Genomic DNA, 19,357 nt, shown 5'->3' with positions numbered 1-19,357 from the left:
CACGTGGCAGCACGCCCCGCAATGGAACGCGGCTCACGCCGCAAGCGCAAGGCGGCGCCCGCGGCGGCCGCAACGGCCCCCAATCCCCGCCGGCAGAAGCTGCTGCGCGACATCGCGCTGATCGCGATCGCGCCGCTGCTGGTGTACCTGCTCGCCTGCATGGTGACCTACTCGCCGAGCGATCCGGGCTGGAGCAACGCCGGCAGCCTCACCGCGCCGCTCAACAACGCCGGCGGCCGCGTCGGTGCATGGGTGGCCGACGTGCTGCTGGGCCTGTTCGGCCACGTGGCCTTCGTGCTGCCGCTGATCCTGGGCGCGGTGGCGTGGATCGCGCTGTTCGGCATGGACGCCGACGGCGACGGCCAGGCCGACCTCGGCCCGGCGCTGCGCCTGGTCGGCATCGTCGGCTTCATCGTGTCCTCGACCGGCCTGCTGTACCTGCGCATCGGCGCGGTGGAGGGCTATTCGGCCGGCAGCGGGGGCATCCTCGGCCGCCTGGTCGGCAACTCGCTGTATTCCGCGTTCGGGCCGGTGGGCGGCAACCTGTTCCTGCTGGCGCTGCTGCTGGTCTCGGTGACCCTGGCCACGGGCCTGTCCTGGTTCCGGGTGATGGACGTGATCGGCGGCTGGGTGATGAGGCTGCCGGCGCTGTTCCGCCGCGGCAGCAAGCAGGCCAGCGAGTGGCAGGAGGCGCGCAGCCGCCGCGAAGAGCGCACCGAGGTCCGCAAGATCGACACCGAGCTGCGTGCCAAACGCGAGAAGGTGAAGATCGAGCCGCCGCCGGCGCCGGTGGTGGAGAAGAGCGACCGGGCGAAGCGCGAGCAGCAGATCCCGCTGTTCAACGTCGGCGACGGCAGCGGCATCCCGCCGCTGGCCCTGCTCGACGATCCCAAGCCGCAGCCCAAGGGCTACGACGAGGAGACGCTGGAAACGCTGTCGCGGCAGATCGAGTTCAAGCTCAAGGACTTCCGCATCGACGCCCAGGTGGTCGGTGCCTATCCGGGCCCGGTGATCACGCGCTTCGAGATCGAGCCGGCGCCGGGCATCAAGGTCAGCCAGATCAGTTCGCTGGACAAGGACATCGCGCGCGGCCTGAGCGTGAAGTCGGTGCGTGTGGTCGACGTGATCCCGGGCAAGTCGGTGATCGGCCTGGAAACGCCGAACACGCACCGCGAGATGATCTACCTGTCGGAGCTGCTGCGTTCGAAGGAATACGACAAGGCATCCAGCCTGCTGACCCTGGCCCTGGGCAAGGACATTGCCGGCCGGCCCACGGTGGCGGACCTTGCGCGCATGCCGCACCTGCTGGTGGCCGGCACCACCGGCTCGGGCAAGTCGGTGGCGGTCAACGCCATGGTCCTGAGCCTGCTGTACAAGGCGTCCGCGAAGGACCTCAGGATGCTGATGATCGACCCGAAGATGCTGGAGCTCAGCGTCTACCAGGGCATCCCGCACCTGCTGGCGCCGGTGGTCACCGACATGAAGGAGGCCGCGAATGGCCTTCGCTGGTGCGTGGCCGAAATGGAGCGCCGCTACAAGCTGATGAGCGCGGTGGGCGTGCGCAACCTCGCGGGTTTCAACAAGAAGGTGCGCGACGCGCAGGACGCCGGCCAGCCGCTGCTGGACCCGCTGTTCAAGGCGAACCCCGAAATCGACGAGGTCGCCCAGCCGCTCGACACGCTGCCCTTCATCGTCATCTTCATCGACGAATTCGCCGACATGATGATGATCGTCGGCAAGAAGGTCGAAGAGCTGATCGCGCGCCTGGCGCAGAAGGCCCGCGCCGCGGGCATCCACCTGATCCTGGCCACGCAGCGGCCGTCGGTGGACGTGATCACCGGCCTGATCAAGGCCAACATCCCCACGCGCATCGCGTTCCAGGTCTCGTCGAAGATCGACTCGCGCACCATCCTCGACCAGTCCGGCGCGGAAACGCTGCTCGGCCACGGCGATATGCTCTACCTGCCGCCGGGCACGGCGATGCCCGAGCGCGTGCACGGCGCCTTCGTCTCCGACGAGGAAGTCCACCGCGTGGTTGAGAACCTCAAGCAGTCCGGCGGCGGCCCCGACTACATCGAGGGCGTGCTGGAGGAAGTGCAGAGCATGGGCGACGGCGTGGTGGTCGGCGCGACCGGCCTGCCCGAGTCCAGCAGCAGCGGCGACGAGAGCGACCCGCTGTACGACGAGGCCGTGCGCGTGGTGACCGAGACCCGGCGCGCGTCCATCTCCGGCGTGCAGCGCAGGCTCAAGATCGGCTACAACCGCGCCGCGCGCCTGGTCGAGGCCATGGAGGCCGCAGGCGTGGTCTCGGCACCCGAGCACAACGGGGACCGCAGCGTGCTGGCGCCTCCGCCGCCGCAGTAATCCGCATCCCCCTTCACCCTGTCGTGGGAGCGGCTACAGCCGCGATCGGGATGCCAGGCGGCACGTCATCGCGGCTGTAGCCGCTCCCACAAGTGTTGCGTGTGATCCCGCATTCAGCAGGCGCGCCGCACACTCGCCACTGCACGTCCACGCGATGGAGTTACGCCGATGATCCGCATGCGCTACTGGCTGGCCGCGCTGGCCCTGGCCTCCACCCTCGCCGGCACCGCCTTCGCCGGGGCACGCGACGACCTCGACGCCTTCAGCAAGGGGCTGAAGGGCCTCGACGGCAGCTTCGAGCAGAAGCTCTACGACCTCGACGGGCGCCTGAAGGAGACCTCGAAGGGCCGCATCGCGCTGTCCGCGCCGCGCCTGTTCCGCTGGGAGTACGCCACTCCCTACGAGCAGCTGATCGTGGCCGACGGCGAGAAGGTCTGGGTGTTCGATCCCGACCTCGACCAGGTCACCGTGCGCCCGCAGGGCCCCGAGGAGCAGAACAGCCCGCTCGCGGCCCTGGTCGATCCGGCGCGCCTGGAGCGCGACTTCAACGTCCGTGAAGGCGACGAGGCGGATGGCCTGTCATGGCTGCTGCTGTCGCCGCGCGACTCCCAGCAGGCCAGCTTCAGCAGCGCACGACTGGGCTTCAGGGGCCAGGCGCTGGTGCGCATGGAAGTGGTCGATACCCTGGGCCAGCGCACCGAGGTGGTGTTCAGCGGCTGGAAGCGCAATCCGGCCTTCGATCGGGGGACCTTCCGCTTCGTCCCGCCCGCCGGCGTGGACGTGGTCGGCGAAGGCTGACGTCGGCGTCAGCGTCGGCGGCGGCTCCGGCCCGCCGCTGGACTTCAACGACACGAACGGCGCGGCGGGTGGCCCCCTCCGCGCCGTTCGCGCGTTACAGGAAACGTACCTGCTACCAGCGTCGTGTCCATGCCGGCAGTCCACCACGCCCCGCTGTTGCTCCTGGCCATGCTGTCCGCCATCGTCGCCCCGGGCGCGCTGGCAGACACGGGGGAGGGCGCGGCCAGGGACGGGGGGGCTGCCGACACCATCTCCACGCCCGTGCCGGCGGGCGACCAGGCCCAGGCCGCGGTGGCCGCGGTGCTGGTGGCCACGCTGGGCGAGCGCTTCGACGACCCCATGCTGGAGCTGCGACTCGGGCCGGCGTCGCTGGAACCGGGCGCCGCGGGCGAGCAGGTCGTGCAGGGCGCAGGCCAGCTGCGCCTGGGCGGCAGCGGGCAGGACTGGCTTGCCTTCCACTATCGCAGCCGCTACGACGCCGGCTTCGGCACCGCCGGCTATCCGGACATCACCCTGGGCGGTGACGGCGAGGGTGAGGGCGAGCGTTTCGTCCCCAACGACGCAGCCCTGATGGCCGAGCTGGAAGCGCGCCTGGCCAGCGGGCTCGAGGCGCTTCCCGGCGCCGGCCGCGTGTACCTCCAGTTCGACGACATCAGCAGCCTGCAGTCGGGCCAGCGCTTCCTGCGCATCGACGCCCGCGGCATCGCCGACTTCGGGCCCGGCGGCAGCACCGCGGCCAGCGTGGATGCCATCTACGACCTGCAGGGGCGTCGATGGCTGAGCATCGAGCACACGCTCGCGCCCAACATCGTCGCGCACGACGACGGCGGCACCGCGGGCTACTGAGCGGTCAGCGCGGATCGTGGCGCGCCTTGGTATCGTGGCCGGCCCGATCCCGTGGACGCGACGTGCCCCGCAAGCCCGCCCCGGATGCCGGCCCCGGCCTCCTGCCCCCAGACACCGACGCCCTCGCGCTGCGCCCACTGGCCGAGCGCATGCGTCCGCGCACGCTCGACGAGATGGTCGGGCAGCAGCGGCTGCTCGCCCCGGGCTCCGCGCTGCGGCGCGCGGTGGAGTCGGGGCGCGTGCACTCGATGGTGCTGTGGGGACCGCCGGGCTGCGGCAAGACGACGCTGGCGCTGCTGCTGGCCGAGTACGCCGAGGCCGAGTACCGCGCGATTTCCGCCGTCCTGACCGGGCTGCCCGACGTGCGCAAGGTGCTGGCCGAAGCCGAACACACCTTCGCCGGAGGACGCCGCACGGTGCTGTTCGTCGACGAGGTGCACCGCTTCAACAAGGTGCAGCAGGATGCGTTCCTGCCGCATATCGAGCGCGGCACGATCATCTTCGTCGGCGCCACCACCGAAAACCCTTCGTTCGAGCTCAACTCGGCGCTGCTGTCGCGCTGCCGCGTGCACGTGCTGGAAGCGGTGTCGGCCGGGGACATCGAGGTGGCGCTGCGCCGCGCGCTGGATGACGACGCCCGCGGACTGGGCGGGCGCGGCATCGCGATCGGCGACGGACAGCTGCGCCTCATCGCCACCGCCGCCGACGGCGACGTGCGTCGCGCCCTCACCCTGCTGGAGATCGCCGCGGAGCTCGCCGGCGACGGCGGCACCATCACCGACGAGACCCTGGGCCAGGTGCTGGCCGACCGCAGCCGCCGCTTCGACAAGGGCGGCGACCAGTTCTTCGACCAGATCTCGGCGCTGCACAAGTCGGTGCGCAGCTCCAACCCGGACGCGGCGCTGTACTGGCTGGCGCGCATGCTCGACGGCGGCGCCGATCCCGCCTATCTCGCGCGCCGCCTGACCCGGATGGCGGTCGAGGACATCGGCCTGGCCGACCCGCGCGCGCTCACCATGGCGCTGGAGGCCTGGGACGCCTACGACCGCCTGGGCAGCCCCGAGGGCGATCTCGCGCTGGCGCAGCTGGCGGTCTATCTGGCCAGCACGGCGAAATCGAACGCCGCCTACAAGGCGTTCGGCGAAGCGAAGCGCGACGTGGCGGAATACGGCAGCGCCGAGGTGCCGATGCACCTGCGCAACGCGCCGACGAAGCTGATGAAGCAGCTTGGCCACGGCGCCGGCTACCAGTACGACCACGACGCCGAGGGCGGCGTGGCGCTGGGCCAGACCGGTTTCCCCGATGCGATGGGCGAGCGCGTCTACTATCGTCCGGTCGAGCGCGGCCTGGAGATCAAGCTGCGCGAAAAGCTGGAGCGCCTGCGCGCCGCCCGCCACCAGGACCCCCCGTAGGAGCAGCTACAGCTGCGACCACCCGCAACCTGCCGTTGGCCGCGGCCATGGCCGCCCCCGCAGCCGGTTTTCAGGGCGGAGGCAGGCAACCCAGCGCCGCCAGCGGCCCCGCCAGCGCCGGAATGTGCATCAGCCACGGCGCCGCGATCACCAGCAGTCCCGCCGCCAGCACCACCCCACCCACGGCCATCCGCCACGGGCCACGCTGCAGCCACTGCCCCAGGCGCGCGCCCGACCAGGTCAGCGACACCATCAGCGGCAATGTGCCCAGCCCGAACGCCGCCATGGTCAGGGCGCCGTTGCGCGCGTCGGCCTGCAGCCAGGCCGCGGCCAGCATGGTGGTGCTGAGGCCGCATGGCATCCATCCCCAGAGCACGCCGAGCGCGATCCGCTTCGCCGCGGTGTTGGCGGGCAGCAGCGGCGCCTGCAGCCTGCGCAGGCGCTGCCAGAGCGCCGTGCCCGGACGGCCGAGGAAGGACAGCCGGCCGCTGCGATCGAGCAGCCGCAGCGCCGCCAGCACCAGCACCGCGCCCACCAGCATCCGCGCGCCGAAGGCGAGCCAGGGACTGCGCGCAGCCGCCAGGATGCCGCCGCCGATGCCGCCGGCGACCGCGCCCGCGAGCACGTAGCCGCCCACGCGGCCGAGGTTGGGCTGCATGGCCGTCCACCAGCCGCGGCTGCCGCCCATGGCCGAGAAGCCGGTGGCGATGCCGCCGCACATGGCGGCGCAGTGCACGCCGCCCATCAGGCCGGTCAGCAGCGCGGCGCCGATGGCGAGCCAGTCAATCGGCATGGTCGGGCCCAGGATCGACGGGGCCGCGCGGGACGTCCGGCGCTTGGTCGGCGCTGTCGTCGCGCAGGATGTCGATCGCGGCCGCGTCCAGGTTCTCGAACTGGCCCTTGCGCACCGCCCAGCGGAAGGCCCAGATCGCGAGCAGCAGCAGGCCGAGGCTCATCGGGATGAGGAAGAGCAGGATGTTCATGGGGCCGGGACCCGCGCCAGGCGCAGCGCATTGACGGTGACGATCAGCGACGACAGGGCCATGCCCAGCGCCGCCACCCAGGGCGTCACCAGGCCGGCCGCCGCCAGCGGGATGGCGACGAGGTTGTAGCCCAGCGCCCAGGCCAGGTTCTGGCGCACGACCGCGCGGGTGCGCCGCGCCAGCGCGACCGCGGCCGGGATGCGAAGCAGCGAGGGTGCGGTCAGCACCAGGCTGGCGGCGCGGTGGGCGAGGGCGGCGCCGCTGCCGATCGCGATCGAGACGTCGGCGCCGGCCAGCACCGGCGCGTCGTTGAGGCCGTCGCCGACCATCGCGACCACGCGGCCGCCGGCCTGCAGCCCGCGCACGCCGGCGAGCTTGTCCTCGGGCGACTGGCGCGAGGCGGCGCGGTCGATGGCTAGCCGGTCTGCGAAGGCGGTCACCGGGCCCGCCGCGTCGCCGCTGGAGAGATGCACGTCGATGCCCTGGCCGCGAAGCGCGGCGATCGCGGCCGCGGCATCGGCGCGAGGGGGTTCCTCGAGCACGAAGCGCGCGGCGGCTTCCGCGCCGTCGCCCAGCCAGAGCGCGCCGTCGTCGGCGCGACCGGCGGCGAACTCGGCGCGCCCGAGGCGCCAGCCGCGTCCTTCGACCGTACCCGCGATGCCCTGGCCCGGATGCTCCTCGACATCGACGGCACCCAGGCCCGCGTCCTGGCCATCGAACGCGCGAGCGATCGGATGCAGGCTGTCGCGCTCCAGCGCCGAGGCGATGGCCAGCACGTCCTCGACGTCCAGGCCGCCGAAGGCCTCCACGCGCGCCAGCGTCGGCCGGCCGCTGCCGAGCGTGCCGGTCTTGTCGAAGACGATGTCCGTGGCCGCGGCGAGCGAGCCGAGGGCGTCGGCGTCGTTGGCCAGCACGCCCAGCTTCGCCAGCGCACCGTGGGCGACGGTGATCGCGGTGGGCACGGCCAGCGACAGCGCGCAGGGGCAGCTGATCACCAGCAGCGCCAGCGTGACCTCCAGCGCCCGCGACGGATCGTGGAAGCGCCAGCCGATGTAGACCAGGACCGCCACCACCAGGATCCCGGCGACGAAGCGGCCGGAGATCGCGTCGGCCAGCTGCGCGACGCGCGGGCGGTGCGACTGCGCGCGCTCGACCAGGGTCTCGAGCTCGGACAGCCGGGTGCCGGCGCCCACGCGCTCGACGAGGATGCGCGCCGGCGCCTCGCGGCAGACCGTGCCGGCGTAGATGGTGTCGCCGGGCTGGTGAAGCACCGGATGGGCTTCGCCGGTCAGCAGCGCTTCCTCGAAGCGCGCCGGGGCGTCGAGCAGGCGTCCGTCGGCGGGCACCGCGTCGCCGGCCGCGACGCAGGCGATGTCGCCGGCAACGAGCGACGCGGTCGGCACGACCTCGCGGCTGCCGTCGGCCAGCTCGCGCGTCGACAGCGCCGGTCGCGCGCGCGCCAGCGTATCGACCTGGGCTACCGCGATGCGGCGCGCACGCTGTTCGAGCATGCGCGCGCCCAGCAGCAGGAAGACGAACATCACCGCCGCGTCGTACCAGACGTGGGTGCCGCCGCGCAGCGTCTCCCAGACGCTGGCGAAGTAGGCCAGCAGGGTGGAGCTGGCGATCAGGGTGTCCATGCCCGGGTGGCGGTTGCGCAGCTCGCGCAGCATCCCGGCGATGAACGGCCAGCCGCACCAGAACACCACCGGCGTCGACACCAGGAAGGTGATCCAGCGCAGGAAGTCGCGGGTGGCGACCGGCATCTGCTGGTGGATGTCCAGGTACAGCGCCTCGGCGAACATCATCGCCTGCATCGAGGCCAGGCCGGCGATGCCGATGCGCACCAGGTCGCGGTTGCGCTGCGCGCGGCGCTCGCGCTCGCGGTCGGTGCCGGTGGCAAGCCAGGGCACGTAGCCGAGCGCGGCCAGGCGCCGCAGCGGGCCCGACAGCGCGGTGGCCGACTGGTCCCAGGTGATGCGCACGCGGCCGGTCACGGCGTTGGCCACGACCTCCACCACGCCCGGCTCGCGGGCCACGGCGCGGTCGATCAGCCAGGCACAGGCGGCGCAGCGCATGCCGTCGGTGAGCACGGTGATCTCGCGGCCGCCGTCGACGTCGCGGACGTGGCCGGCCTGGATGTCGTCGCGGTCGAACGCGGCCAGCTGCGCCTCGAGGTCCACGGCGGCGCGGCCGGCGGGCTGCGAGCGCAGCCGGTAGTAGTCGACGAGGTTGGCGTCGCGGATCCACTGCGCGGCCGCCGCGCAGCCGTCGCAGCAGAAGCGGCGGGACTGGCCGTCGACGTGCGCGGTGGCGGGTGCCGCGGGCAGCGGCTCGCTGCAGTGGAAGCAGCCGGCCTCGACACCCTGCGCGTCGCGCACGGCGGCGGCCGTGGCGACCGCGCCCGCGCTCACCTCACTCCTGCTCGCCGGAGAGGGCCGGCTTCACGTGGGCGGCGCGCTGGCCTGCCGGCAGGCGGCCCTGCAGGCGCCACGGCATGCCTTCCGGCATCACTTCCAGCTTCCAGTCGTGGTCGAGCGGAAGCTCGACCTCGGCCCGCCAGCCATTGTCCGCGGCCTCGGCGCGCAGCTCCAGGTCGGAAGCGGCAAGGGCGGGGTGGCGCAGCACGAGTCGCAGCGGCTGCCCACGTTCGAAGTCGCCGGTCACCGGCAGCACCTCGACGAAGCCTTCGTCGACGCGCACGATCGCGCTCAGCCGCAGGTCGCGGGCGCGCGCGTCCGGGCTGAGGTCGGAGACCTGGATCTGCGCGGTGCGCGTGACCACGTCGCCGACGGAGTCGCTGGAATCGCGCGCCGCGAGGCTCACCAGGATCACGCCGGCGACCACCGAGGCCGCGGGCAGGCCCAGCACCAGCCACATCATCGGCTCGCGCCAGAAGGGGCGTTTCTTGTCTTCCGTCATCACATCGGTCCGAAAAAGCTGCTGTCGACCGTCTCGCTGGCCCCGCCGTCGACCCTCTCGACGCGGAAGGTCAGCGGCTGGCGGCCCCTGAAGGAGTCCGGCGCGGCGACGATCACCGGGACGCTGATCACCTGCTGCGCATCGGCGTGCACGGCGTCGAGTCCGGCGCCGCGCAGCTCGATGCCCGCGGCGACGTCCTCGATGAAGATGCGGTAGGTGGCCGCGTCGTCGCTCTTGTTGACCACCTTGATGGTGTAGTCGTTCTCGACCTCGCCGCCGCCGACCGCGCGATAGAGCGCGTTGCGGTCGCGCAGCACCTCGACGATCAGCGGGCTGCGCGTATTCACGCCGACCACCCAGGCCACGACCAGCGCCAGCAGCAGGGTGCCGTAGACGAAGACGCGCGGACGCGCGATGCGGGTGGGCTTGCTGTCGATCGCGTTCTGCGTGCTGTAGCGGATCAGGCCGCGCTCGAAGCCCATCTTGTCCATCACCGCGTCGCAGGCGTCGATGCAGGCGCCGCAAGCGATGCACTCGTACTGCAGGCCGTTGCGGATGTCGATGCCGGTCGGGCACACCTGCACGCACATGGTGCAGTCGATGCAGTCGCCGAGTTCCTCGGGCGCGAACTTCGGCAGCGGCTCCGCGACCTGGCCGGCCTCGCCGAGCGTGATCGTGCCCGCGGCCTGCACGCGGTTGTCGGCCGCGGTCGGGTGCAGGGCGGAGCGGAACACGTAGTCGTAGGCGGTGACCTGGTCGAGCAGGGCGCGGCCGCGCGCGGCGATGCTGCCCAGGCCGCGCTTGCGCGGGCCGCGCGGTTCGCCGCGCATCGGGTCGTAGGCGATGATCAGCGTGTTGCGGTCGAACATCGCGCTCTGGAAGCGCGCGTAGGGGCACATGTACTTGCAGACCTGCTCGCGCAGGAAGCCGGCGTTGCCCCAGGTGGCCAGCGCGTAGAACAGCACCCAGAAGGTTTCCCAGCCGCCCCATTCGAAGGGCACCAGGCGCGCGCCCAGCTCGGTGATCGGGGTGAAGAAGCCGACGAAGGTGAAGCCGGTCCACAGCGCGAACACCGCCCACAGCGCGTGCTTGGCGCCCTTGCGCAGCACTTTCTCGCGCGTCCACGGGCCGGCGTCGAGCTTCATGCGCTTGTTGCGGTCGCCCTCGGTCCAGCGCTCCATCCACAGGAACACTTCGGTCCACACCGTCTGCGGGCAGGCGTAGCCGCAGAACAGGCGTCCGGCCAGGGCGGTGAAGAAGAACAGCGCCAGCGCCGCGATGATCAGCAGCAGCGCCAGGAACAGGAAGTCCTGCGGCCAGAAGGTCAGCCCGAAGACGTGGAACTTGCGCGCCGGCAGGTCGAACAGCACCGCCTGGCGGCCGTCCCAGCGCAGCCAGGGGAAGACGTAGAACATGCCCAGCAGCCAGAACACCGCGGCCACGCGCAGGGTGTTCAGGCGGCCGGAGACCTCGCGCGGATAGACCTTGCGCTCGCTGACGTACATCGAGCCGCCGGTGTCATCGGCCAGCTCCAGGGGAATGCGACGGCTCACTGCTTGTCCGGGGGGAGTGCCCTGTTGAAGCGGCTCGAGGGCCGCAGGAGGATCCAGGTGAACAGGCTCGAGGCCGCGGTCGCGACCCAGAACATGAAGAAGGCAATCGAGTAGCCCAGGCTGCGGCTCATCTGCAGCTCGGGGAAGGTGATGTCACGCAGCGCGAGCGGGTCGACGAAGGCCGAGAAGACCATCGTCGACACGCCCGCGGCGAAGAAGCTGGGCCACAGGATGGCGCCGACCCGCTGCGCCATGGGGCGCGGCGGGTGGTCGAAGCCGGGGCCGGGGGCGGCGCTCACTGGGCCTCCGGCGACTGCTCCCGGCCGGCGGTGTTGCTGGACAGCGACCAGACGTAGGACGCCACCAGCCGCGAGCGGGTCTCGCCCAGCAGGTCGCGGTGCGCCGGCATGACGCCGTGGCGGCCATTGCGGATGGTCTCCATGATCGACTCCACGGAGTTGCCGTACATGGCGTAGCCGTCGGTCAGGTCCGGGGCGCCCAGGTCCTGGTTGCCCTTGCCGTCGATGCCGTGGCAGGCCACGCAGACGCCTTCGTACAGGCCCTTGCCCTGCGCGGCGAAGAAGTCGTTCTCGGGCACTTCGCCGGCCAGCGAGCGGACGTAGGTGGCCACCGAGAGCACGGCGTTCTCGCCGCCCATGCCGGTGAGCACCGTGCCCCACTCGGGCATCACGCCCTCGCGGCCGTCGAGCACGGTCTGCAGGATCTGCTCCTCGGAGCCGCCCCAGTGCCAGATCTCATCGGTCAGGTTCGGGTAGCCGATCGCACCCTGCGCGGACGAGCCGTGGCAGGTGGCGCAGGTGTTGGCGAAGATCGCGCGGCCCAGCTCCACCGCGCGCGGGTCGCCGGCGAGCTCGGAGATCGGGCGGCCGTCGTAGGGACGGAAGGTCTCGGCCAGCACCGCGTCCTGCTTCGCCTTGTCCGCGTCGTGCTCGGCGGCCGACGTCCAGTTGCCGAAGCCCTTGAAGTTGCCCAGGCCCGGATACCACAGCAGGTAGGCGACCGAGTACACCATGGTCAGGTAGAAGCCGATGATCCACCAGCGCGGCAGCGGCTTGTTGTACTCGGTGATGTCACCGTCCCAGACGTGGCTGGTGTCTTCGGGCTTGGGATCACCCGGGCGACGGCGGCTGGTCCAGGCGAGGAGGGCCCAGAGGCCGACCAGGTTCAGCACCACCAGCGCGATGACGTAAATGCTCCAACCGGTGCTCATTGCCGGGGCTCCTCGGCGTCGTCCTCAAGGGGCAGCCTGGCGGCTGCGTCGAACATGGCCTTGTGCGAAGGCCTCCAGATGAATGCCCAGCCGCCGACGAACAGCAGCAGCAGGAACAGCGTGATGATGCCTCCGGTCATTGCGCGGCCTCCTGCCCGCCAGTGGCGGACGCGGCGGCAGCGGCGGCGGTCGGCGCGTGCCGGCCCAGGCCCTGCAGGTAGGCGACCACGGCGTCGAGCTCGGTCCTGCCGGCCACCGCGTCGGCCACGCCGGCGATGTCCTCGTCGGTGTAGGGATCACCCAGGCGGCGCAGGTTGCCCATGTTGCGGGCGACCTTGGAGGCATCCACCTCGGTCTCGGCCAGCCACGGGAAGGACGGCATGTTGGATTCGGGGACCACCGCGCGCGGGTCGATCAGGTGCACGCGGTGCCAGTCGTCGGAGTAGCGGCCGCCGACGCGGGCCAGGTCCGGGCCGGTGCGCTTGGAACCCCACTGGAACGGCCGGTCGTAGACCGACTCGCCGGCCAGCGAGTAGTGGCCGTAGCGCTCGGACTCGAAGCGCAGCGTGCGCACCATCTGCGAGTGGCAGTTGTAGCAGCCTTCGCGGACGTAGATGTCGCGGCCGGCCAGCTCCAGCGCCGGATAGGGCTCGACGCCGTCCAGGGGCTCGATCGCCTCGGCCTGGTACATCAGGGGCACGATCTCGGCGAGGCCGCCGAAGGACACGGCGATCGCGACCAGGATGATCATCAGGCCGACGTTCTTCTCGACCTTCTCGTGGGCGTTCGGCGGCGGGGGGGGGGTCTTGTGATCGCTCATGTCAGGCTGCCTGGGTCGAAGCGCGGGCGCTGGAAGGGTCGGGCGGCATCACCGGATGCGCGACGGGGGCCTTGGCCATCTGGAAGGTCTTCCAGGTGTTGACCGCCATCAGGACCATGCCGGAAAGGACGAGCACGCCGCCGCCGAGACGCACGAGGTAGTACGGATAGGTGGCGTTGAGGGCCTCGACGAAGCTGTAGGTCAGCGTGCCGTCGGCGTTGGTGGCGCGCCACATCAGGCCCTGCATGACGCCGGCGATCCACATCGAGGCGATGTACAGCACCACGCCGATGGTGTGCAGCCAGAAGTGCACGTCGATCCACTTGACCGAATGCATCTCCTTCAGGCCGAGCACGCGCGGCATCAGCGAGTAGATCGAGCCGACGGTGATCATCGCCACCCAGCCGAGCGCGCCGGCGTGCACGTGGCCGACGGTCCAGTCGGTGTAGTGCGACAGCGAGTTGACCGTCTTGATCGACATCATCGGACCCTCGAAGGTCGCGATCATGTAGAACGACAGCGCCACGATCAGGAACTTCAGGATCGGGTCGGTGCGCAGTTTGTACCAGACACCCGACAGGGTCATGATGCCGTTGATCGCGCCGCCCCAGCTGGGCGCCAGCAGGATCAGCGAGAACACCATGCCCACCGACTGCACCCAGTCGGGCAGGGCGGTGTAGTGCAGGTGGTGCGGGCCGGCCCACATGTAGACCGCGATCAGCGCCCAGAAGTGCACGATCGACAGGCGGTAGGAGTAGATCGGGCGCTCGGCCTGCTTGGGCACGAAGTAGTACATCATGCCGAGGAAGGCGGTGGTCAGCAGGAAGCCCACGGCGTTGTGGCCGTACCACCACTGCACCATCGCGTCGACCGCGCCGCTGTACACCGGGTAGGACTTCTCCAGGCCCGACGGGATGGCGATGTTGTTGACGATGTGCAGGATCGCGATGGTGATGATGTACGCGCCGAAGAACCAGTTCGCCACGTAGATGTGGCTGACCCGGCGCTTGGCGATCGTGCCGAAGAACAGCACCGCGTAGGCCACCCAGACCACCGTGATCGCCCAGTCGATGGGCCACTCGAGCTCGGCGTATTCCTTGCCCTGGGTCATGCCCAGCGGAAGGGTGATGACCGCGGCCACCAGGATCGCCTGCCAGCCCCAGAACACGAAGGACGCGAGCCGGTCGGAGATCAGGCGCACGTGGCAGGTGCGCTGCACCACGTACAGGCTGGTCGCGAACAGCGCCGAGACGCCGAAGGCGAAGATCACGCCGTTGGTGTGCAGCGGGCGCAGGCGGCCGTAGCTGAGCCACGGAATGCCTTCGCCGAGGGTGGGCCAGTACAGCTGCGCGGCGATCAGGACGCCGACAGCCATGCCGACGATGCCCCAGATCACGGTTGCGATCGTGAACTGGCGCACCACCTTGTCGTTGTAGTAGCCGGACCTGGCGGCGTCTTGGACGCTGGGAGCGGCTGTTGCCACCGTGGCTGGGGTCGAGGACATGGGCAGATGACCTTGGTTTGCGTGTGTGGATTCTCCGGCTCCGGACTGCGTCCCGGATTGATCGTGGTCAATTCAGGAACCGGTCCGGGCAACGCCCGCTGTAAAAGGCGTTCGGGCCGGACGGCCAGGCGGGGCAGGGAGTGATGTTGCGCTGCACATTATAGGCCCGTGAACGCGAAAGGGCGCGCCGGAGCGCGCCCTCGGAGGGCATCCGCGCCGCTGCACGCGGCGCGGTCCCGTGCCTCAGGGGGTGACGACCAGCTTGCCCTTCATCAGCGCGGCATGGCCGGGGAAGGAGCAGAAGAAGGTGTAGTCGCCACCCGCCTTCAGCTTGCTGCCGGGGAAGGAGGCCTTGGTGCTGGCGCCGCCGCCGATCATGTCGGTGGCACCCAGGACCTTGGCGTCGCCGGCGGGCAGGTAGCCCGCGGCGGCACCGGCCTTGGCGCCCGCGGCGTTGATCGCCTGGACGTCCGCCGTTGCGGCCACGACAACGTTGTGTCCCATCGCCGCGGCCGGCAGCTTGCCGGTGTGCTCGAGCTCGATGCTGATGGTCTTGCACGCCGCCGAGACCGTGATTTCCTTCTGGTCGAACTGCATGCGGTCGTCGCCCTTGAGCTTGATCGTGCAGTTGGACGCCATCGCGGTGCCGCCGAAGGCGAGCAGGCCGAGGCCGAGGGTGGCGATGATGAGCTTCTTCATGGGGGTTCTCCTGTGGGACTGGATGGGGTGGGTGTCCACCGCATGGACACAGTATCGGCGGCCGGGCGGTTCCCGGCCATGACATGGGTCAAGCGGCCAGCATCAGCCAGGCGATGCCGCCGGGGTGGTGGGCGCGGGCGACGGAGTACATGAAGCCGAACACCGCCAGGGCGCCGACGTAGCAGGCCAGGCGCGTGCCTGCGCCGCGACCCGGACGCAGCGCCATGAACCCGAGCACGATGTAGACGACGAGCAGCACGATCTTGACCGCCAGCCAGCCGTTGGCGAACAGCGCACCGGGCAGGATGGTGACCGGCATCAGCGCCGCCGTGAGCAGGGTGGTGTCGATGGTGTAGCTCAGGTAGCGCACCGGCGCGGCCAGCGCCAGGCGCTGCTGCCCGACCTGGGCCAGCAGGCCGCGCAGCGCGAACAGCAGCCCGCTGGCCATGACCGCGGCGACGTGGACCCACTTGATGTGCGGATAGAATTCGATCATGGCCTCAGCCCTGCTTGCCGTCGGCGCGGGGCGAGAGGTAGATCCGGCCGATCCGCGCCACCCAGGGCGAGAGCGCCACCAGCCAACCGGCTGCAGCCACCGCCCACCACAGGCCCGGATCGGCGGAGACGTCGGCGAGGATGCGCGCCACCGTCACCAGCTGGATCGCCGCGAACGCGAACCATGCCACGGCCGGCATCTCGATCTTCCTGCCCGAGTGGCCCTGGGTGACCCGCGTGACCATGGCCACCAGCAGGCTGCCGAAGAAGCCCACGAACAGCGCGTGCGCCGGCGCGCGCCCGAGGATGAAACCCTCGCCCGCGAAGTAGGCCAGGCTCTGCGCGGAATAGAGCGCGAACGTGACCGGCAGCCAGGCCAGGCCGAGGAACAGGACCGCCAGGATCCCCGGCTTCGGCCCGCGCGGCCACCAGCGCCACAGCGCCAGCAGCGACAGCGCCAGCAGCGGCAGGTCGGCCAGCCACAGCCAGGCATAGGCATGCACGAGCTCCAGGCCCAGATGCAGCACGCACAGCGCCCAGAACGCGGCCAGCAGCCACATCGGGCGCCACGCCACGTAGCCCTTCACCACGTTGCCCGCGAAGAACGGGAACATCCGGTGCGCCACCGTCAGGTACACCGGCAGCAGCAGGCCGAAGGTGCCGATCTTGATGCTGGCGAAGATCCACTGCGGACTGCCCGTGAGCAGGCCGGCGCCGAACGCCGCCAGGCCCAGCCAGCCCAGCACCAGCGCGGCGAAGCAGGAGCGCGCATGCCAGGTGCGGTTGCGATCGCGGAGCACCAGATCGCCGAGGAAGCACAGCCCCGCCAGCCAGCCCGCGAGCGTCATCGCCACGCCCACTTCGATGCCGGCCGGCGCGCCCAGCGCACCGAGCAGCACCGCGACCTGGCCACCGAACATGCCCAGGCCCACCGGCACGTAGTGCCAGCGCACCGCATCGGGCAATCCCATCCAGCGCGGAAAGGTGGTCAGCAGGAAGCCGAAGATGAAGCTCGGCAGCATCTGGTACTGCATGACGATGGCATGCAGCCAGCCGGCGTAGGGCTCGGGCTGGTGCATCGACAGCAGGTCCGGCCAGCGGTTGGCCAGCAGCCAGGCGGTCCACCAGGCCATCGCCAGCAGCACGTTGCCGGCACCGACGAAGAACATGATGCGGTGGGGGGCGGCGGCGAGCAGCCGCGGGGAGAGGCGGGCGTCAGGGCGTGTATCCATGGCGCAAGTGTGGGCCATCGGGCTTTGCGAGGGCCTTGATCCAGGTCACCGCAGCCGCGGCTTGCCGCCGGCGGTCGCCGCTGCTGCACGAAACAGGAAAAGGGGGCGGACTTTCGTCCGCCCCCTCGGGTCACGCATCGCCTGCAAGGATCAGGCTTCGTTGGCGACCGTGCCTGCCGGGAGCTTTTCGCGGCGGCCCGGCGACAGCCAGAGCGAGGCCACGAACAGGCCGATCAGCAGCGCGCCGCAGGCGAAGACCACGTCGCCCGGCGTGCGCATCCACACCAGCACGTCGATGATCGGACGGCCCATGAACTCGGCCGAACGCGCGAACCAGTAGCCGTCGTTGATGCTGGCTTCCAGCTGCAGCACGCCCAGCGGCAGCAGGGTCAGCACGGTCATCAGGGCCAGGCCGATGTTGAGCGCCCAGAAGCCCGAGCGCAGCAGGCCCTCGCGCCAGACCAGGTCGGGCTTGAGGCCACGCAGGCAGTACAGCATCAGGCCGATGCCGAGCATGCCGTACACGCCGAACAGCGCGGTGTGGCCGTGGGCCGCGGTCAGGTTGGTGCCCTGCATGAAGTACAGCGCGATCGGCGTGTTGATCAGGAAGCCCAGCAGGCCGGCACCGATGAGGTTCCAGAAGCTGACCGCCAGGAAGCACATGATCGGCCACTTGTAGCGTTCCATCCACTTGGTGGCGCGGCCGTTCTGGAAGGTCTCGTAGGCCTCCCAGCCGATCAGCGCCAGTGGCACCACTTCAAGCGCCGAGATGCTCGCGCCCACCGCGATCACCGCCGTGGTCGTGCCGGCGAAGTACAGGTGGTGGAACAGCCCCAGCACGCCGCCGGCCATGAAGATGATGGTGGCGAACAGCACGCTGTTGGTCGCCGTCCTACCGCGCACCAGGCCCAGCTTGACGAAGATGAAGCTGATCACCGCCACCGCGAAGACCTCGAAGAAGCCTTCCACCCACAGGTGCACGATCCAGAAGCGCCAGTAGGTGATGATCGAGATGTGCGAGTGCTCGCGCCACATCAGGCCGGCCGCGTACAGCAGCCCGATGGCGACCACCGACAGGAACAGCAGGCCGGCGATCGAGGACATTTCGTCACGGCGCTTCAGCGCAGGCCACAGGGCACGCCCCATCAGCGTCAGCCACAGCAGCAGGCCGATGAAGAGGTAGATCTGCCAGAAGCGGCCGATGTCGGTGTACTCCCAGCCCTGGTGGCCGAACCAGAAGTTCTTGTCCAGGCCGAGCTTGTTCATCACCGCCATCCACTGGCCGGCGAAGGAGCCGACGACGATCAGGATCAGGCTGATGAAGAGGAAGTTGACCCCGAAGCGCTGGAACTTCGGCTCATGCCCCGAGATCGCGGGCGCGAGGTACAGGCCCGTGCCCAGCCAGGCGGTCGCGATCCACAGGATCGCCAGCTGCGTGTGCCAGGTGCGGGTGAGCGTGTAGGGCAGGTATTCCGCCAGCGCGAAGCCGTAGGCGGCCTGGCCTTCGACCTGGTAGTGCGCGGTGGTCGCGCCCAGCAGGATCTGCACCAGGAACAGCGCCACCACCAGCCAGAAGTACTTGGCCACCGCGCGCATCGACGGCGTCACCGCGATCGACAGCGAGGGGTCGGTCTTCGGCGGCACCAGCGGCGTTTCCTTGCCGTGGTTGACCGCGTAGTGCCAGACCAGCAGCGCGATGCCGGCGATCATCAGCAGGATGCTGAAGAGCGACCACATCAGGCTGGTCGAGGTCGGCGTGTTGCCCACCAGCGGGTCGTGCGGGAAGTTGTGGGTGTAGCTGATTTCGCTGCCCGGACGCTCGGTGACCGTGGCCCACGACGCCCAGAAGAAGAAGCCCGACATCAGGCGCCGGTGCTCGGCGTCCGGGATCGGGTTCTCGCGCAGGGCATAGGTCTCGCGCAGGTGTGCGCTGGCCGGATCGTCCGAGAACACGCTGTCGTAGTGCGCGCTCACCACCTCGATGGCGCGGGCGCGCTCGTCGCTGATGACGATGACGTCGCCGAGCGCGTCGTAGGTGTTGGCGCGCAGGGCGGGGCGCAGCTGCGTTTCCAGGCGCGCCTGGTCGTCCGCCGGCAGGGCGTCGTACGCGCGGCCGTACTGCGCCTGCGCACGGGCGTCCAGCATCGCCAGCGCCTCGCGGTGCAGCCATTCGGCCGACCAGTCGGGAGCGAGCAGGGCGCCATGGCCCCAGATCGAACCGATCTGCTGGCCGCCGAAGCTCTGCCAGACCTGGCGGCCGGTCTCGAGCTCTTCCTTGGTGAAGACGACCTGGCCGCTCTCGGTGACGATCTTCGAGGGAAGCGGTGGCGCCTTCTGATGGATCTCGCGACCCATCCACAACATGACGGCAAAGGTGACTATCAGCAGGGCCGACAAGCCCCACCACAGCCGTTTGGTGGTATCCATTCAACCTCTCCAGGGACACGGATGTGTGCCGCGCAATCCTGACGATCGGCTGAAGAAAACTAACTGACGTG

Annotated in this window: 18 protein-coding genes; 4 read left to right on the top strand and 14 right to left on the bottom strand. The window is 70.3% G+C overall.

The genetic code is table 11. From position 1 onward, the window contains the following. Positions 1–21: 21 nt before the first annotated feature. From H9645_RS00910 to H9645_RS00895, 4 genes are all read left to right on the top strand, one after another. Positions 22–2,364: a DNA translocase FtsK gene (locus H9645_RS00910; RefSeq protein WP_191727859.1), complete on the top strand. Its 2,343-nt coding sequence runs from the start codon at positions 22–24 to the stop codon at positions 2,362–2,364. A gap of 168 nt (positions 2,365–2,532) precedes the next feature. Beyond that, positions 2,533–3,162, top strand: a complete 630-nt coding sequence (gene lolA / locus H9645_RS00905) for an outer membrane lipoprotein periplasmic chaperone LolA (protein WP_191727858.1) — start codon at positions 2,533–2,535, stop codon at positions 3,160–3,162. A gap of 129 nt (positions 3,163–3,291) precedes the next feature. After that, entirely contained in the window at positions 3,292–4,008 is a 717-nt protein-coding gene (locus H9645_RS00900; RefSeq protein WP_191727857.1) for a hypothetical protein, read from the top strand. Between the two features lie 149 nt (positions 4,009–4,157). Further along, entirely contained in the window at positions 4,158–5,420 is a 1,263-nt protein-coding gene (locus tag H9645_RS00895) for a replication-associated recombination protein A (RefSeq protein WP_191728434.1), read from the top strand. A gap of 70 nt (positions 5,421–5,490) precedes the next feature. Here H9645_RS00895 and H9645_RS00890 read toward each other — a convergent pair whose 3' ends face one another. The 14 genes from H9645_RS00890 to H9645_RS00825 form a co-directional block, all read right to left on the bottom strand. After that, positions 5,491–6,213 (bottom strand): sulfite exporter TauE/SafE family protein, encoded by a 723-nt coding sequence (locus H9645_RS00890; protein WP_191727856.1) that lies wholly within the window; start codon positions 6,211–6,213, stop codon positions 5,491–5,493. Beyond that, positions 6,203–6,403 (bottom strand): cbb3-type cytochrome oxidase assembly protein CcoS, encoded by a 201-nt coding sequence (gene ccoS / locus H9645_RS00885; RefSeq protein ID WP_191727855.1) that lies wholly within the window; start codon positions 6,401–6,403, stop codon positions 6,203–6,205. Before ccoS ends, H9645_RS00890 begins: the two co-directional genes overlap by 11 nt. Continuing rightward, complete coding sequence (locus H9645_RS00880) at positions 6,400–8,817, bottom strand: heavy metal translocating P-type ATPase (protein WP_318240468.1); 2,418 nt, start codon at positions 8,815–8,817, stop codon at positions 6,400–6,402. Before H9645_RS00880 ends, ccoS begins: the two co-directional genes overlap by 4 nt. A 1-nt stretch (position 8,818) precedes the next feature. After that, positions 8,819–9,325: a FixH family protein gene (locus tag H9645_RS00875; RefSeq protein ID WP_191727854.1), complete on the bottom strand. Its 507-nt coding sequence runs from the start codon at positions 9,323–9,325 to the stop codon at positions 8,819–8,821. Then, positions 9,325–10,878 (bottom strand): 4Fe-4S dicluster domain-containing protein, encoded by a 1,554-nt coding sequence (locus H9645_RS00870; protein WP_318240467.1) that lies wholly within the window; start codon positions 10,876–10,878, stop codon positions 9,325–9,327. Before H9645_RS00870 ends, H9645_RS00875 begins: the two co-directional genes overlap by 1 nt. Then, positions 10,875–11,132, bottom strand: a complete 258-nt coding sequence (locus tag H9645_RS00865) for a hypothetical protein (protein ID WP_189495323.1) — start codon at positions 11,130–11,132, stop codon at positions 10,875–10,877. Before H9645_RS00865 ends, H9645_RS00870 begins: the two co-directional genes overlap by 4 nt. Before the next feature lie 41 nt (positions 11,133–11,173). Beyond that, positions 11,174–12,109, bottom strand: coding sequence for a cytochrome-c oxidase, cbb3-type subunit III (gene ccoP / locus H9645_RS00860; protein WP_191727853.1), 936 nt, complete (start codon positions 12,107–12,109; stop codon positions 11,174–11,176). Next, positions 12,106–12,249 (bottom strand): cbb3-type cytochrome oxidase subunit 3, encoded by a 144-nt coding sequence (locus H9645_RS00855; protein ID WP_191727852.1) that lies wholly within the window; start codon positions 12,247–12,249, stop codon positions 12,106–12,108. Before H9645_RS00855 ends, ccoP begins: the two co-directional genes overlap by 4 nt. Beyond that, a complete protein-coding gene (gene ccoO / locus H9645_RS00850; protein WP_191727851.1) occupies positions 12,246–12,929 on the bottom strand; it encodes a cytochrome-c oxidase, cbb3-type subunit II in 684 nt (227 codons plus the stop codon). Before ccoO ends, H9645_RS00855 begins: the two co-directional genes overlap by 4 nt. A 1-nt stretch (position 12,930) precedes the next feature. Continuing rightward, complete coding sequence (ccoN, locus tag H9645_RS00845) at positions 12,931–14,433, bottom strand: cytochrome-c oxidase, cbb3-type subunit I (protein ID WP_191727850.1); 1,503 nt, start codon at positions 14,431–14,433, stop codon at positions 12,931–12,933. A 243-nt stretch (positions 14,434–14,676) separates the two neighbouring features. Then, on the bottom strand, positions 14,677–15,132 hold the full coding sequence (gene azu / locus H9645_RS00840) for an azurin (RefSeq protein ID WP_191727849.1): 456 nt from the start codon (positions 15,130–15,132) through the stop codon (positions 14,677–14,679). A gap of 88 nt (positions 15,133–15,220) precedes the next feature. After that, complete coding sequence (locus tag H9645_RS00835) at positions 15,221–15,628, bottom strand: SirB2 family protein (protein WP_191727848.1); 408 nt, start codon at positions 15,626–15,628, stop codon at positions 15,221–15,223. Between the two features lie 4 nt (positions 15,629–15,632). Then, complete coding sequence (locus H9645_RS00830) at positions 15,633–16,859, bottom strand: NnrS family protein (RefSeq protein ID WP_225217899.1); 1,227 nt, start codon at positions 16,857–16,859, stop codon at positions 15,633–15,635. Positions 16,860–17,009: 150 nt separating this feature from the next. Next, positions 17,010–19,286, bottom strand: coding sequence for a nitric-oxide reductase large subunit (locus H9645_RS00825; RefSeq protein WP_191727846.1), 2,277 nt, complete (start codon positions 19,284–19,286; stop codon positions 17,010–17,012). Between the last annotated feature and the right edge of the window lie 71 nt (positions 19,287–19,357).

This window comes from Luteimonas colneyensis, from assembly GCF_014836665.1.
Classification (GTDB): Bacteria; Pseudomonadota; Gammaproteobacteria; order Xanthomonadales; family Xanthomonadaceae; genus Luteimonas; species Luteimonas colneyensis.
The sequence above is the reverse complement of the archived record's forward strand: the minus strand, read 5'-3'. Positions and strand labels throughout refer to the sequence as shown.